Source organism: Micromonospora sp. NPDC050795, from assembly GCF_044456785.1.
GTDB lineage: Bacteria > Actinomycetota > Actinomycetes > Mycobacteriales > Micromonosporaceae > Micromonospora.
Map to the genome: position 1 here is coordinate 58,100 of NZ_JBITGE010000001.1, position 14,477 is coordinate 72,576.

Below are 14,477 nucleotides of genomic sequence, written 5' to 3' on the forward strand. Positions count from 1 at the left end.
GCGCGCGGCTCGGCGCAGGTCCGCGCGGGTGCGCGCGGCTCAGCGCAGGTCGGCGGCGACGAACGACCACAGCTCCAGATCCACCCGGCCGCCGCTGACGAAGCCGGCGTTGCGCAGCAGCCCCTCGTAGCTGAACCCGGCCTTCTCGGCGACCCGACGCGAGGCCAGGTTGCCGGGAGCCACCCGCAGCTCGACCCGCTGGAAGCCGTGCTCCAGGATCAGCGCGATGGCCACCGCGTCGACCGCCTCGGCGGCGAAGCCGAAGCCCCGCGCGTGCGCTGCCATCGCGTAGGAGATCTCGGTGAGGCGGGCGCCCCAGTCGGTGCGCCGGGTCCACAGCGAGCCCACCACCTGGTCGTCCTCCCGCCGGAGCACCGCGTAGTGGTCACCCTCTCCGCTGTCGCGCCGCTGCCGGGCCAGATCGGTGCACCAGGCCAGCCCGTCGATCGGGCCGGAGTCGTCGGGCAGCGGCAGCCAACGCCGGGTGAGCTTGTCGGCGAAGATCTCCCCGGCCGCCGCCGCGTCGGCCGCTGTGAGCTGCCGCACCTCGGTACGCGGGGTGGAGACGGTCAGCGCCGGAAATCGGCGCACCGCCACCTGACCGATCACACCGACACCTCGCCCGACTGCGCGGGCACCACCTCGCTCGTCGGATCGGCCGCCGCCGCGGCGACCAACCGGGCCGCCGTCGCCGGATGGCTCGCCCAGTGCAGCGTGAGCTGCGAGGCGTGCACGTTGCGCCAGACGAAGCCCTCGGGCGTGCCGCCGTCCCAGCTCCAGGCCGGGCGCTGACCGGCGCGGGGGGTGAGCACCGCGCGGTGCGCCTTGTGCCCGACCAGCACCGTGCCGGTGGCGGCGACGACGCTGTCGGTCTGGGCGGTCGCCTCCCGGTAGCCGGCCACCACCCCGTCACGGCTGACGCCCACCGCGTCCAGGACGCCGCACATCGGCAACCCGTCCAGCTCCCGGGCCAGCCAGAGCAGCCCGGCGCCCTCGGCGACCACCGGACGCCCGGTCCGCGCCAACTCGGCCACCGCGATGCAGAGCCGCCGGTTGGCCGACAACTGCTCGGCGTACGCCTCGGGCAGCGCGCCGCCGACGACCAGCGCGCGGGTGCCGACCGGCAGCGCCTCGTCGCGCAGCGGGTCGACGACGACGACCTCGGCGCCGGCGGCCCGGAGCAGCTCGGTGGTCTCCGGGTGGCTGAAACTGCCGCCCGGCCCACCGGCCACCGCCACCAGTGGGCGGTTCGCCGGGGGTGTGAACGTGCCGAGGGCCTCCTCGGGGGACCACGCCGGCGCCGGCAGCGGCGGGGCGGAGCGGGCCAGCCCGAGCAGCCGTTCCAGGTCGACGGTGGCGGCGACGGCCTCGCCCAGCCGGCGGACCGCTCGGACGGCGTCGGCCGAACCCTCGACCACCGGGGCCACGCCGTGCCGCCGCGACGGCAGTACCGCCGGCAGGTCCTGTCGACGCAGCGCGCCGTAGACCGGCACCCCCACGTCGTCCAGCGCCTCGCGCAGCATCCCCTCGTGCCGCGACGACGCCACCCGGTTGAGGATCACCCCGCCGAGCCACAGCTGCTCGTCGTACGAGCGGAAACCGTGCACCAGGGCCGCCACCGACTGGCCCATCGCGGCCACGTCGACAACGAGCACCACCGGGCTGCGCAGCGCGGCGGCCGCGGCGGCGGTGGACTCCTGCTCGGGACGGCCGCCGACCGAGTCGTACAGGCCCATGCTGCCCTGCACCACGGCCAGCCCGGCACCGGCGGCACCGTGCGCCACCAGCGGGGCGAGCCGGTCGAGGCCGACCAGTCGGGGGTCGATCACCCGACCCGGCCGGCCGGAGGCGAGACCGAGGTAGGCGGCGTCGACGTGGTCCGGCCCGAGCTTGAACCCGGCGACGTCGACCCCTCGCTCGGCCAGGGCGGCTAGCAGCCCGATCGCCAGCGCGTTCTTACCGTGCCCGGAGGACGGCGCGCTGAGCACCAGGCGCGGCACGACGGTCATCATCGACTCCTCGCGAGCGGCGGCGGGTACGCGACGGGACGACCGAGGCCGATCCGTCGGCGTGACGATACCCGCCCGGCTGGAGGCGCGAGCACCGCCAACCGGGGTGCCCGGCCCGGCCCTGGCCGGACCCCCGGTCGCCGGTCCCGGCCCGTCCGGCCCGGTCCAGGTCAGTGGCGCCGGTCATACGAGTAGCCTCGGTGCCGTGTACCGGTTCCTGCTGAGCCCACGCTGGCTGGGCGCTCTCGCGCTGACCCTGGTCGCGGCCGCCGTCATGGTGTTCCTCGGCAACTGGCAGCTCGACCGCTACCGGGGGCGCACCGAGGTCAACGAGCGGATCGACGCGGGCCAGCGGATGGCTCCGGTGCCGCTCACCGACGCGCTGCGCGCCCCCGCCGGCGGCGCGGGGACGGCCGGTCCGGCCCCCGCCGAGGACAAGGTCTGGACCCGGGTCACCGTCACCGGCCGGTACGACCCCACGAACACCGTGCTGGTCCGTGGCCGCACCGTGGACAGCCGGGTCGGTTTCGAGGTGCTCACCCCGTTGGTACTCGCCGACGGCACGGCGGTGCTGGTGGACCGGGGCTGGATCCCGCCGGCACCCGGTGGGGCGACCGCCCATCCGTCGGTGCCGGCCGCGCCGACCGGCGACGTGACGGTGGTCGGCCGGGTGCACGAGACCGAGAGCGGCGCCGGCGCGGTGGCCCGACGCGACGGCCTGCTGGAGATCCGGCGGATCGGGGTGTCCCGGCTGGCCGGCGAGCTTCCCTACCCGGTCTACGGCGCGTATCTGCTGCTCGACGAGCAGACCCCGGCAGCCGATCCGGTGTTCAAGGCGGTGCCGGTGGGGCATGCCAACAACTGGCAGAACTTCGGCTACGTCGTGCAGTGGTGGCTGTTCGCGGTGATGGCGCTGTTCGGCTACGGCTGGGTGGCCCGTCGGGAGGCCCGCCGGGCCGCCGGAATCGGCACCACCCCGGCTCCGCTGGACCGGGCCGCCGAGCCGACGCCGACCGCTTCCGCCTGACCTCGCCCGGTCAGCCGGTGACGCGGCCGGCGTGGATGGCACGGACCGCGTCGATGGTGTCCGCCTCGGCGGCGGACTTGTCGTCGCGATAGCGCACCACCCGGGCGAACCGCAGTGCCATCCCACCGGGATAGCGCGAACTCGTCTGCACCCCGTCGAAGGCGATCTCCACCACCTGCTCGGGCCGGACCCGGACCACCCAGTCGCCGCGTTCCACGGCGAGGTCGAGGAACCGTTCGGTCTGCCACCGCAGCAGCTCGTCGGTGAGCCCCTTGAACGTCTTGCCGAGCATCACGAAGTCGCCGGTGTGCGCGTCACGCGCGCCCAGATGCAGGTTGGACAACCAGCCCTTGCGTCGGCCGCTGCCCCACTCGACGGCGAGCACCACCAGGTCGAGGGTGTGCCGCGGTTTCACCTTGACCCAGGCGGCACCGCGCCGGCCGGCGTCGTAGGGGGCGTCCGGTGCCTTGACCACAACGCCCTCCTGCCCGGCGTCGAGCGCGGCGGCGAACGCGGCGGCGGCCTGCTCCGGGCCGTCGACCTCCATCCGACCGACCAGCAGCGACGAATCCACCGAACCGGCGAGGGCGGCCCACCGCTCCCGGCCGGGACTGTCGATCAGATCCTGGCCGTCGAGGTGCAGCAGGTCGAAGAAGTACGGCGTGAGCACCGTGGCGCCCGTGCTGGCAGCCGCCGCGAGCACCGCCGGAGCGACAGGTGTGCGCCCGGTGGTGCTGGGGGTGGTGCGTCGGGCGGCCCGGCTCGACGTCTGCTGGAACGGCAGTGGGCGGCCGGTCTCGTCCAGGCCGATCGCCTCGCCGTCGAGGACCAACTCCCGGCCCGGCAGGGCACGGACCGCGGCGACCACCTCGGGCACCCGGGTGGTGATCTCGTCGAGGCTGCGGGTGAACACGGCGATGTCGGTGCCGGAGCGGTGCACCTGGATGCGGATGCCGTCGAGCTTGACGTCGACCACCGCCGGCGTGCCGGTCGCGGCGAGCGCCTCGTCGACCGAGGGGGCGCTCTGCGCGAGCATCGGCGCCAGCGGGCGGCCGACCTGCAGACCGAAGCCGGCCAACTCGGAGGCCCCTCCAGCCAGCGCGGCCACCGCCACCGCCCGGAGATCACCGGCGAGCAGCAGCGCCCGGCGGACCGCCGCCACCGGCACCTCGGCGGCCCGCGCCACCGCGTCCGCGAGGAGGCCGGCCTGGGCGCCCTGCCGTAGCTCGCCGCTGAACAGGCCGGTGAGCAGCCGCTGCTCGTCTGCCGTCGCCGCCGCGTAGAGGGCGCCGAGCAGCGCCCGACGCCGAGCCTGTGAGCCGGAGCCGTGCACCGCGGCGATCTGCGCGATGGCCGCGTCCACGCCGGCCACCGTCAACGTCGGCTCGGCGGCCGGCGGCGGCAGGTCACGCAGACTCGCGTAGCCGACGCCGGTCTGTCGTTGGCGCAGCTCACCGGCGAGATAGCCGGCCCCGGGCTCGACCTCGTCGGGGTCGAGCCGGCGCAGCGCGTCAGCGAGCAGCTCCACCTTGGCCCGTCGGCCGCTGGTGGCGCCGACGGCGGCGGAGGTGGCTGCCAGATCGAGGAACCGCACGCAGCTCATCCTGCCAGTCACCTCCGACACCGCCCGGGCATTGCCGTGCCCGGGCGGTGTCGGCAGGGTGCCGCCCACTCACTGGACGACGGATCAGGGCCTGGGCGTGTGTCAAAGTCCTCGGTCGAGCCGAGGCGGAGTCCAGGCGGCGATCCGGCAAGGCGGAGATTGGCTCGGATACCGGTGTTGTATCCGAGCCAATCTCCAACGCGGCCGGTCGTCGTCTGGGCCCGCCGCAGGCCGGCCAGGGGCTTTGACACACGCCCTAAGCGGAGACGGGTTCCTCGATGCGCAACCCCCGGGCGCGGACCTCGCCGGCGACCCGGGAGAGCACCGAGTCGAGGGCGACCAGTGCGGCGGAGAGCTCACCGAGCTGTTCGTTGAGCGTGTCCTCGGACCACGCGGAGACATCGACATCTCCCAGCGCGCTGACAGCGGCCCCCAACCGGGCCATCACCTCGTTCGTACTCATGTACGAAAGGCTATAACAGCTGACCATCCGACACGCCGTAAACTCCCAGATCAGGCCCAAAGTTGCCGTTCTGACACCTAACTGCTCACCGCCGCCACGTTGCGCAGGAGCAGTGCCTCGGCCAGGCAGACCCGGGCGAACTCACCCAGGTGCAGACTCTCGTTCGGCCCGTGCGCACGGGCGTGTGGGTCCTCCACGCCGGTCACCAGGATCGCCGCCTTCGGGAACATCTCCTGGAAGGTGGCGATGAACGGGATCGAGCCGCCGACGCCGATGTCCACCGGGTCGGTGCCGTCCCAGGCGGTCCGGAAGGCCGAACGGGCGGCGTCGAACATCGGCCCGGACGCGTCGATCACGCACGGGTCACCGTCGTGTTCGAAGGTGACGGTCACCTGCGCACCCCACGGTGCGTGCTGCTCCAGGTGCGCGCGCACCGCCGCGTACGCCCGCTTGGGGTCGTCGCCCGGGGCGAGGCGGATGTTGAGCTTCGCCTTCGCGGCCGGGACCAGGGCGTTCGGCGCCTCGCCGGTGGACGGCGCGTCGACACCGAGAATGGCCAGCGCGGGCTTGGTCCAGAGCCGGTCGGTGATCCGGCCGGTGCCGATGAACTGCACGCCGTCGGCGAGCCCGGCCTCGGCCCGGACCCGGTCCTCCGGGTAGTCGACGGTGGCACCCTCCCGGCCGACCAGGCCGTCCACAGCCACGTCACCGGCGTCGTCGTGCAGCGTCGCCAACAGCCGGACCAGCGCGGTGAGCGCGTCCGGCACGGCACCGCCGAACATGCCGCTGTGCACCGCGTGGTCCAGCGTGCGCACCTCGACGAAGCAGTTGACGATGCCCCGCAGCGAGGTGGTCAACGCCGGTACGCCGATGTCCCAGTTACCGGAGTCGGCGATCACGATGACGTCCGAGGCGATCTCGTCGCGGTGCTCGGCCAGCAGTTGCTCCAGCGAGTCGGAGCCGTACTCCTCCTCGCCCTCGATGAAGAGGACCACGCCGACCGGCAGCGCGTCACCGTACGCGCGCAGCGCCGCCACGTGCGCCATGATGCCGGCCTTGTCGTCGGCCGCGCCCCGGGCGTAGAGCCGGCCGTCCCGTTCCACCGGCTCGAACGGGTCGGACTCCCACAGCGACCGGTCGCCGACCGGCTGGACGTCGTGGTGGGCGTAGAGCAGCACGGTGGGCGCGCCGGGCGGGGCGGCCCGACGGCCGATCACCGCCGGCTGGCCGCCGGATCGCACGATGTCGACGTCCAGGCCACAGCCGCGCAGCAGCTCGGCGACCGCCTCGGCGGAACGTTCCACGTGTGAGTGGTCGAAGCCCTCGAAGGCGATGCCGGGAATGCGGACGAGTCGTTCCAGGTCGGCCCGGACGCCGGGCATCTCCCGCTCGACGGCGGCCCGTACCTCGGACTCGGTCATGATCGGTGAGGTCATGACCGGCATCGTATGCCGGCCTTACCGGGGTGTGCCGGCGGAGCCCGTACCGTCACCGCTGTCCGCGGTGCCGGCGCCGGCCCGCGCGCCCGGGGCGGCCCGCCCGGCGCGGTGTGCGCGGCCCGCCGCCTCGGTGGCGGCATCCATCCAGGAACGGGCCCGACCGGCGGTGCCGCCCACCCACTCGCCGACGTCGCTCGCTCCGTCGCCGAGCCGGCGCAGCAACCCGACCAGTGGGTCGGTCGACCGGCTGAACTCCTCCCGGTACGACTCGGCAGCCGCCTTGATCTCCTCCGACACGCTCGTCGAGCTGTCGTCCTCGCGGCGCGGATAGTCCCCCGCCAGCACCCGCCCGTACGCCCCGGAGTCGATCCACTGGCGCAGCGACGCCGCCCGCGCCACCGGCACCGGGTGGGTGCTCCACGCCGTCATCCGGATCTTGTGCAGGCTGTCGCGCAGGTCGCCGCCACCGGCGTACTCGGCGGCCTGCTCCAGGAAGGCCGTGGTGTCGACCTGGGACAGGTCACCGCCGCCGGCGAGCTTCATCAGAAACCGCAGCGCGGCGGCCGGGTCCTGCCCGGCGAGCAGGCCGGCCCGGTCGGCGGAGAGCTCAGCCTTGCGCCACCACTCCAGCATCGCCGCGATGATGGCGCGCAGCGCGATCGCGCCGACCGGCAACCAGCTCAGGTTGGCCGCCCACCGGGTGAGGATCATAAGCATGGTCTTGTAGACCGCGTGCCCGCTGCCCACGTGGCCCAACTCGTGGCCGAGCAGGCAGCGCAGTTCGTCCTCGTCGAACTGCTGCACGCAGGCGGAGTTCAGCACGATGAACGGCCGCTCCAGCCCCACCGCCTCGGCGCCCAACCAGGGCGACTGGGTCACGTACAGCTCGGGCAGTTCGGCCACGTCGAGCGCCGCAGCGGCCTCGGTGTAGCGCGATCCGACGCCGAGCTGGCGCGTCCGCTGCCGTCATGGTGGCTCCCCGTTCGCCGTAGCTCTCCGCATCGTGCCGCAGACCGTGGCCCACGTCCATGCCCGCTCATCGCAGCCGCACGTAGTACCGGTCCGCGTCGTACGGCAGTGTCGGCGCGCCGTCCACCACCAGGTCGGCGTGGGTCGCGGTCTCGTCGACGGCGAAGTGCGCCCGCTCCCCGTCATGCCAGCGGCGCAGCTCGGGCAGGATCTCCGGCCCGTCCCGGGCGACCGCGCGAGCCACCCGCAGCGACGCGGGCGCGGTGACGAACACGGCCAGCGTCAGCTCCGGCCGGACGACCGCCCGAGCGGCGCTGACCCCCTCGACCACCAGCACCGGAGCCACCGGAACCGGAACCGGCCGGGGCAGGAAACACCGCCGGACCCAGCTGTACCGCCGGTAGGCACCCGGCTCACCGACACGCAGCGGGGCGAGCACCCCCTCGTCGAGCCGGGGCCAGAAGGTGACCTGGTCGTCCCACCCGTCGAGCAGGTCGTCGGTGTGCACCACCGGCGGTCGGCCGCCGAGCGGCCCCGCCAGGGCGTCCGCGAGCTGCGCGGCGAACCGGCTCTTACCCGCGCCACTCGGCCCGTCGACCGCGACCAGCCGGGTCCGCCCCAACCGTGCCGGGCCCGCGAGCACCCGACGAGCCAGTTCGGCGTACGCCTCGACAACCGCGACTGTCGGTCCGCCGGTTCCCGGGGTCAGCGCAGCCTCCGAGTGCAGCGCGGCTTGGCCAGGCGCGACCTGGCGTGGCCCGACCTGGCGTGGCGCATGACCCGAAGTATGCCGCGACGGCCGCTGACCACGGTGATCGCTCGGGTTCATTGAAGGCGCGGTATCCCTGTCGACCGGACACCGCGACTTCCTTGAAGCCGTGTCGATCATGCCGGGTGGGACGGCATGGGGGCCACTGTGACACGTCCGGCTGACCGCCCCGGTCGGCCACCGTCACGTCCGGGGGAATTGGGGCGGCGACGGGTGACGGGCGGCCCGTTCGCCGCCCGGGGTGCCACCAAATCGGCATGATCGGGTGGTGCTCCGAGACGTGATGAGCCCCGGTATAGACGCCCTGCTCGAACAGGCCCGTGCCGGGCTGCACCGACTGACTCCGCAGCAGACCGTCGAGGCGGTCCGCGGCGGCGCGTTGCTGGTCGACACCCGTACCGAACTGCAGCGCCGCGAACAGGGCGACCTGCCGGGCGCGGTCGTCGTCGACCGGACCGTACTGGAGTGGCGCCTCGATCCGGCCAGTGCCTGGCGGATCCCGGAAGCCACCGGGTACGACCGGGAGATCATCCTGGTGTGCCGACAGGGTTACAGCTCAAGCCTGGCCGCCGCCAGCCTGCAGACCCTCGGGCTGCGCCGGGCCACCGACATGATCGGCGGCGTGGACGCCTGGCTCGCCGCCGGCCTGCCCACCACCGACCGTCCCGCCGACATCCGCCCCTGACTCCTCCGACCCCGCCCCTCAGGTTCCGTTGCGGGCGGTCGGTCCGCGCACGATCGTGCTCGATCCGGGAAACGGGCCCCTCCTCGGGTGGACGTGGGCCCCCACGACGAGGATCGGGCACGACCACCCTCCACAGGGGACGGTGCACCGGTCAGGAGGGTGGAGGGCCGGGTGGGATGAAGGGCAGGTCGGCGGGTGGGCCGGCTTCGATGAGACGCCAGAGGGCATCGGTGTCCAGGTGTTCCTCGACCAGGTCGCCGAGCAGGTCGAGCGAGTTTTCCCGGGCGGCGGCGAAGCTGGTGGCCGGTGCGACCTGGAACCCGCTGCGACCGGCCAGGCGAGCCGCCTCGGTGAGGAACCACCTTCGGAACTCGTCGGACTCGAACGCCCCGTGCCAGTGCGTGCCGTGCACCACGCCGAGCACGGCACCCTCTCCGACGCCGTCGTCGCTGGTCAGCAACGGGGTCAGGCTCGGGTCGGCCTGTGAGACGTACCCGTGGTGGATCTCGTAGCCCCGCACCGGAAGGCCACCGGGGCCGGTGCCCACCGACTGCCGGACGGTCTTACGCGGGTCGAAGGTGATGTCGATGGGCAGCAGACCGAGCCCCGGCACGCTGCCCTGCCGGCTCTCCACCGGATCGTGGATGGCACGGCCGAGCATCTGGAAGCCCCCGCAGAGGCCGAGCAGCGGCTTACCGGCCGCCACATGGGTGGCCACCGCGTCGGCGAGACCGGTCTCGCGCAGCCACCTGAGGTCGGCGACGGTGGACTTGGAGCCGGGTAGGACGACCAGGTCGGCGGCGGCCAGGTCGGCCGGTTCGATGGTGAGGCGCACCCGGACGCCCGGCTCGGTGGCGAGCGCCTCCACGTCGGTGGCGTTGCTGATCCGGGGTAGGCGGACGACGGCCACGTCCAGCCATTCCCTGCCGTGCGGGGCGGCGGGTCGACCGAGCACCCGACCGTAGGCGAGTGAGTCCTCCGCGTCGAGCCACAGGTCCAGTGACCAGGGCAGCACCCCGTACGTGGGGCGGCCGGTGACCTGACGCAACATGTCCAGACCCGGCTGGAGCAGCCCGAGGTCGCCCCGGAACTTGTTGATCACGAATCCGGCGATCAGCGCCTGGTCGGCCGGGTCGAGCAGGGCCACGGTGCCGAACATCGAGGCGAAGACACCGCCCCGGTCGATGTCGCCGACGACGATGGTGGGCAGGTTGGCGTGCCGGGCCAGCCCCATGTTGACGTAGTCACCGGCCCGCAGGTTGATCTCCGCAGGGCTGCCGGCGCCCTCGCAGATCACCACGTCGTACGTCTCGCGCAGCTCGGCCAGCGCGGCGTACGCGGTCTCGGCGAGCCGGGGACGCAACTGCCGGAAGGTGCCCGCGGTGATCGTGTCGACCGCCTCGCCCAGCAGCACCACCTGACTGGCCAGGTCGCTGCCCGGCTTGAGCAGCACCGGGTTGAACCGCAGGTCGGGTGCGAGCCCGCACGCCGCAGCCTGCATGGCCTGAGCGCGCCCGATCTCGCCGCCGCGCCCGTCCGTCCCGACGACCACCGCCGAGTTGTTCGACATGTTCTGCGCCTTGTACGGCGCCACCTTCACGCCCTGCCGGTGCAGCCAACGGCAGATGCCGGCGGTGAGCACGCTCTTGCCGGCGTCGGACGTCGTGCCGGCCACCAGCAGCCCGCCGCTCACCGCCCACTCCCCCGCCGACCCACGGCGCCGATCAGTGCACGCCTGCTCACCGCGCCAACCAGCCGGCCGAACGTCACCGGGTACGCGGCGGCCAACCCGACGGCGGCCAGCCCCACCGCGCCGGAGATCCGGGCGGCCCGCTTCAGGTGCCGCGCCTCCGGGCGGGGACCGTCGCCGAGGAACGGCCGCACCTCGGAGCGCCCAAAGTAGACGTTGCGACCACCGAGGCGGACCCCGAGCGCGCCCGCCATCGCCGCCTCGCACTGACCGGCGTTGGGGCTCGGGTGGTCGTTGCGGTCCCGCCGCCACACCTGCCAGGCGCGCTGCCGGTCCCCGTGCGCGACCGGCGCGACGGCGATGGTGAGCAGCCCGGTCAGCCGGGACGGCAGGAGGTTGAGCGCGTCGTCCAGCCGAGCGGCCGGCGTGCCGAACCGCGCGTAGCGCGTCGACCGGTGCCCGACCATCGCATCGAGGGTGTTCGCCGCGCGGTAGCCCAGCAGCCCGGGCAGGCCAGCGACCGCACCCCAGAGCAGCGGAGCGACCACCGCGTCGGAGGTGTTCTCCGCGACCGACTCGACCGTGGCACGGGCCAGCTCCGACTCGCCCAGCGTCGACGGGTCCCGCCCGCAGAGGTGACCGAGACGTCCCCGGGCAGCGGGCAGGTCACCGTCACGCAGCGTACGACCCATGACGGTCGCCTCGTGCCGTAGCGTGCGACCGCCCAGCACGGTCCAGGTGCCGGCCGCCACCAGCACCGTCCGGATCACCGGCCGGTGGCGGGTAGCCGCCGCGGCGACCGCCCCGAGCAACACCGGCCCGCCCACGGCCAGCACGGTGAATGCCGTACCCGCCGTTCGGTCCGGGCGGTAGAGGTGGCGCTCCAGCGCGCCCGCTGCCTGCCCGAAGCCGGCCACCGGGTGCCACCGGCGGGGGTCACCGAGCACCCTGTCCAGCGCGTACCCGGCCAGCAGCCCCACCGCGTTCGCCATCGGCGCTGTCCGTCGCACCCGCACCACCTCCGGCCGGCCAGCCTAGACGAGCATCCCGTGAACCAGCCCAACCCACGGTGCCGCCCCGGCAACGAGAACCCGTGGAGTGACAGGCCGGCAAACCCGCCGACGTCCTGTCACCCGGGGTGACGACGCTGGTCGCGCCGCCACCCCGCCCCCGTCGTGCCGCTCAACCGCGACGGCCGAGCCGACCGGTCAGGCTGGCTGCGGAATCCGGCCCCGACCACGCCGCCCTCGACCGGGCTGCGCCGGCTCCGGCTGCCCCTCATCGGGCACCGACCCCAACTCGATGTCCAGGTCACCGTCGGCGTTGTCGTCGTCCGCATCGGGCGACGGGGCGAGCTCGTCGTCGAGCGCCGGCGCAGCGTCTGCCGGCCCGCCCGGTCCGCCGCCCGCAAGCGCTCCGCCGTCACCGAAGACGCCGCCGCTCGGGGGGCTGTCGTCGTCCGCCGGGACGTTGCCGAACGGGCTGGTTCGCAGCTCCGCGTAGTCGGGCAGCTCGAAGTCGTCGTCCAGCGGACTGTCGTCGGGCAGCGCTGGCGCCTGCCCGGCCGGCACCGGCTCGGTGGGCTCGCCGTGCACCCGGCTCTCGGCCTCCGCATCCTCCACGGTGCTGGTCGCCATGCTCGGCCGGTTGCGCAGGAAACGGGCGCGCCCCCGGGACAGGTCATGGCCGACGGCCACGGCCTCCAACTCGTAGAGCGTGCGGTGGTTACCGCCGTCGTCGGTCCAGTCGCGGGTGTAGAGCCGCCCGCAGACCACCACCGGATCGCCGACCATGACGGAGGCCGCCACCCCCTCTGCGAGCTTGCGCCAGCAGTTGACGCGGACGCGGAGCGAATTGCCGTCAACCCACCGGCCGCTGTCCCGGTCGAGTCGGCGGGCGGTGGAGGCGACCTTGAAGTTGGCCACCAGGGTGTTGCTCTGGGTCGTACGCCGCCACTCGGGCGTAGTCAGCACATTGCCGACGACCGTGGCGGACGCCTAAGGCTTATTACCCGGCGTCCGCCACACCTTCCTACTGCTGGTCCGCCCTGGGAGCGAGGCGCATGTTGATGCGTCGCACGGCAGCGGCCGTGGCGGGGTCCATGCCGGTCGGGAGCGGGACGGTGTCGCCGCCCCCTCCGACAGCGACGGCGGCGATGGTTCGGTAGGTCTGGCCGGTGGGCCGGTTGCGGTGCGGCAGGTACGACACCGACGGCGGGGCATCACGAATGGCTTTCTCGATCCGTTCGGTGTGCTCGTCGAGCCGCCGGTCGATGTACCTCTGGAGCCGGATTTCGCTGGTCCGGGCGAGCCACGCACTGAAGGCGACGATTGACACGCAGACCGCGAGCGCGTAGGCACCGCGGTTGACGTCAATGGGTGTGGTGCTGTCGAAGACGTAGGCCGAGGCGGCGGCGGCGAAGCTGCCGGCGGACAGGGCGAGGAGGCCAAGGCAGGGCAGGCTGCTGGCGTCGGCGGACGGTTCGCTCTGTCGAGTGGCCATACCTTCGGTGGTGCGCATTCTGATCAGCTCCGATCGGGTGGCACTGGGACGGGGTGTGATCGGAGGTCGGAGTCGCGGTACCGGCCTCCCGTGCCGTTGCCCGCTGTCGCGCTGCGGGCGGGGCGGGGCTCAGGCGGGTCCGGGCTCGATGTGCTCGCTACGGCCAGCGGGGATGTCACCGCGGGCACGCAGATGCTGGAGCCGGTGCAGCACGGGTGCGCTGTAGGCGCCGCCGACGGTGAGGGCGACCAGTTCCTGGCCGGTGGGCGGTGGCGGCTTGACGCTGCCGGCGGTGACGGCTTGGCCGTCGGGCCCTGCTGGGGTGGGGCACGGCTTCGCGGGGTGGCTGCTGGCGGTGGGTAGCCCGGTGCGCCGGTCGGTGATGGTGCGGACGACACCGCGGCCGTGGTCGGGTGCGGTGTTGTCGTCGCGGTCGCTGGTGCACTGCGGTTCGCGGTCGTCCGGGGTGTCCCCGGCCCGGGTGGGGGCCGGGCCGGGGAGCATGGTGCCGGTGGCGGCGACGGGCCCGATGACCGGTAGCTCAACCACCTCGACGACCTCGACCACCGGTGCCGGGGCCGGCTGCTGCTCGGCCGGCGGGTCGGTGGTGGTCGGGGTGTCGACCGGGGCGGGCTCGGTGGGTTGTGTCGGCTCGGTGGGCGCCGGGGTGACGACCGGTGCCGGTGTCGGTTCGGTCGGGGCCGGGACGACGACGGGTGTGGGTTCCGGCGTGGGGGTGGTGGGCGCCTCGACCGGTGGGGCGTCTGCGGGTACCTCGACCGGGGCGTCGGTGACCGGGGTGGTGGGCTCGTCCGGTGCGGGCTCGGGCTCCTCGACGGGTTCGGATTCTTGCTCAGGCTCGGCGGGCGCCTCGGGCTCCGGGTCGGCTGGCGCTTCCTCGGCCGGCGCCTCGTCGGGTTCCTTCGTCGGCTCCGGTTCGGCGGTCGGCTCGGTCGTCGGCTCCGGCTCGGGCAGCACCTCGTCGACGACTTCGCTCACGACGGTGTCCAGCGGCCCCCCCGGCTGCTGGCTGTCGTCGGCGTAGGCGGGCGCGGCGAAGGCGATGGCCCCGGCGACGCCGCACGCCGCACCGAGGATGAGACGTCGGATGGTGCTGGTCTTCATGGCTTCACCGCCCCCCGGGGTGTTGCGCCGCGTCCGATCGATGGGACTAAATCGCTGCTGTTGCTTCCTGGGTGAAAGGTCACACCAGTGTTGTCTCGATCACCGTGAGCTGCCATCCTGCCCGCGGTGGATGCGCGGCGCGACCTGTGTCGGCGATCTTCGTCCGTTCGGCTCGGCGGGAATCCCGCGTAGTTCC

At 73.7% G+C, this 14,477-nt stretch carries 13 protein-coding genes and 1 pseudogene; 2 read left to right on the forward strand and 12 right to left on the reverse strand.

The window, feature by feature from the left end; genetic code table 11:
- Positions 1–39: 39 nt before the first annotated feature.
- Both ACIBEF_RS00300 and ACIBEF_RS00305 read right to left on the reverse strand, forming a co-directional pair.
- The gene (locus ACIBEF_RS00300) at positions 40–609 is read right to left on the reverse strand and encodes a GNAT family N-acetyltransferase (RefSeq protein WP_091405515.1); all 570 of its coding nucleotides are present in this window, start codon (positions 607–609) and stop codon (positions 40–42) included.
- Positions 606–2,009 (reverse strand): cobyrinate a,c-diamide synthase, encoded by a 1,404-nt coding sequence (locus ACIBEF_RS00305; protein ID WP_396789836.1) that lies wholly within the window; start codon positions 2,007–2,009, stop codon positions 606–608. Before ACIBEF_RS00305 ends, ACIBEF_RS00300 begins: the two co-directional genes overlap by 4 nt.
- A 205-nt stretch (positions 2,010–2,214) precedes the next feature.
- On the opposite strand from ACIBEF_RS00305, the gene ACIBEF_RS00310 reads away from it, so the two are divergent.
- Positions 2,215–3,036 carry an SURF1 family protein gene (locus ACIBEF_RS00310; protein WP_396790410.1) on the forward strand — a complete coding sequence of 274 codons (822 nt, stop codon included), beginning with the start codon at positions 2,215–2,217 and terminating at the stop codon, positions 3,034–3,036.
- A 10-nt stretch (positions 3,037–3,046) separates the two neighbouring features.
- Here the strand turns inward: ACIBEF_RS00310 and ACIBEF_RS00315 are convergent, their stop codons facing one another.
- From ACIBEF_RS00315 to ACIBEF_RS00335, 5 genes and pseudogenes are all read right to left on the reverse strand, one after another.
- Positions 3,047–4,639: an ATP-dependent DNA ligase gene (locus ACIBEF_RS00315; protein WP_396789838.1), complete on the reverse strand. Its 1,593-nt coding sequence runs from the start codon at positions 4,637–4,639 to the stop codon at positions 3,047–3,049.
- Positions 4,640–4,895: 256 nt separating this feature from the next.
- On the reverse strand, positions 4,896–5,102 hold the full coding sequence (locus ACIBEF_RS00320; RefSeq protein ID WP_030333429.1) for a hypothetical protein: 207 nt from the start codon (positions 5,100–5,102) through the stop codon (positions 4,896–4,898).
- Positions 5,103–5,179: 77 nt separating this feature from the next.
- Positions 5,180–6,523 (reverse strand): dipeptidase, encoded by a 1,344-nt coding sequence (locus ACIBEF_RS00325; protein WP_396790412.1) that lies wholly within the window; start codon positions 6,521–6,523, stop codon positions 5,180–5,182.
- A gap of 36 nt (positions 6,524–6,559) precedes the next feature.
- Positions 6,560–7,471: pseudogene (locus ACIBEF_RS00330) on the reverse strand (M48 family metallopeptidase); the annotation flags it as partial.
- A 106-nt stretch (positions 7,472–7,577) separates the two neighbouring features.
- Complete coding sequence (locus tag ACIBEF_RS00335) at positions 7,578–8,339, reverse strand: hypothetical protein (protein WP_396789840.1); 762 nt, start codon at positions 8,337–8,339, stop codon at positions 7,578–7,580.
- 223 nt (positions 8,340–8,562) lie between these two features.
- Between ACIBEF_RS00335 and ACIBEF_RS00340 the strand changes: the two genes are divergently transcribed.
- Entirely contained in the window at positions 8,563–8,964 is a 402-nt protein-coding gene (locus ACIBEF_RS00340) for a rhodanese-like domain-containing protein (protein WP_355009007.1), read from the forward strand.
- 151 nt (positions 8,965–9,115) lie between these two features.
- Here the strand turns inward: ACIBEF_RS00340 and ACIBEF_RS00345 are convergent, their stop codons facing one another.
- From ACIBEF_RS00345 to ACIBEF_RS00365, 5 genes are all read right to left on the reverse strand, one after another.
- Entirely contained in the window at positions 9,116–10,657 is a 1,542-nt protein-coding gene (locus tag ACIBEF_RS00345) for a cobyric acid synthase (protein WP_396789841.1), read from the reverse strand.
- Complete coding sequence (locus ACIBEF_RS00350) at positions 10,654–11,646, reverse strand: cobalamin biosynthesis protein (protein ID WP_396790414.1); 993 nt, start codon at positions 11,644–11,646, stop codon at positions 10,654–10,656. Before ACIBEF_RS00350 ends, ACIBEF_RS00345 begins: the two co-directional genes overlap by 4 nt.
- A gap of 216 nt (positions 11,647–11,862) precedes the next feature.
- On the reverse strand, positions 11,863–12,627 hold the full coding sequence (locus tag ACIBEF_RS00355; RefSeq protein WP_396789843.1) for a single-stranded DNA-binding protein: 765 nt from the start codon (positions 12,625–12,627) through the stop codon (positions 11,863–11,865).
- A 58-nt stretch (positions 12,628–12,685) separates the two neighbouring features.
- Positions 12,686–13,174, reverse strand: a complete 489-nt coding sequence (locus ACIBEF_RS00360) for a hypothetical protein (RefSeq protein WP_396789845.1) — start codon at positions 13,172–13,174, stop codon at positions 12,686–12,688.
- A gap of 111 nt (positions 13,175–13,285) precedes the next feature.
- Positions 13,286–14,281 carry a hypothetical protein gene (locus ACIBEF_RS00365; RefSeq protein WP_396789846.1) on the reverse strand — a complete coding sequence of 332 codons (996 nt, stop codon included), beginning with the start codon at positions 14,279–14,281 and terminating at the stop codon, positions 13,286–13,288.
- Positions 14,282–14,477 lie beyond the last annotated feature (196 nt).

What these genes read in the sequence shown, in the direction of transcription:
- ACIBEF_RS00305 (WP_396789836.1), bottom strand. Translation starts at nt 2,009, where the DNA reads ATGACCGTCGTGCCGCGCCTGGTGCTCAGCGCGCCGTCCTCCGGGCAC.
- ACIBEF_RS00315 (WP_396789838.1), bottom strand. Translation starts at nt 4,639, where the DNA reads ATGAGCTGCGTGCGGTTCCTCGATCTGGCAGCCACCTCCGCCGCCGTC.
- ACIBEF_RS00320 (WP_030333429.1), bottom strand. Translation starts at nt 5,102, where the DNA reads ATGAGTACGAACGAGGTGATGGCCCGGTTGGGGGCCGCTGTCAGCGCG.
- ACIBEF_RS00325 (WP_396790412.1), bottom strand. Translation starts at nt 6,523, where the DNA reads ATGACCGAGTCCGAGGTACGGGCCGCCGTCGAGCGGGAGATGCCCGGC.
- ACIBEF_RS00335 (WP_396789840.1), bottom strand. Translation starts at nt 8,339, where the DNA reads ATGAACCCGAGCGATCACCGTGGTCAGCGGCCGTCGCGGCATACTTCG.
- ACIBEF_RS00340 (WP_355009007.1), top strand. Translation starts at nt 8,563, where the DNA reads ATGAGCCCCGGTATAGACGCCCTGCTCGAACAGGCCCGTGCCGGGCTG.
- ACIBEF_RS00350 (WP_396790414.1), bottom strand. Translation starts at nt 11,646, where the DNA reads ATGGCGAACGCGGTGGGGCTGCTGGCCGGGTACGCGCTGGACAGGGTG.
- ACIBEF_RS00360 (WP_396789845.1), bottom strand. Translation starts at nt 13,174, where the DNA reads ATGCGCACCACCGAAGGTATGGCCACTCGACAGAGCGAACCGTCCGCC.
- ACIBEF_RS00365 (WP_396789846.1), bottom strand. Translation starts at nt 14,281, where the DNA reads ATGAAGACCAGCACCATCCGACGTCTCATCCTCGGTGCGGCGTGCGGC.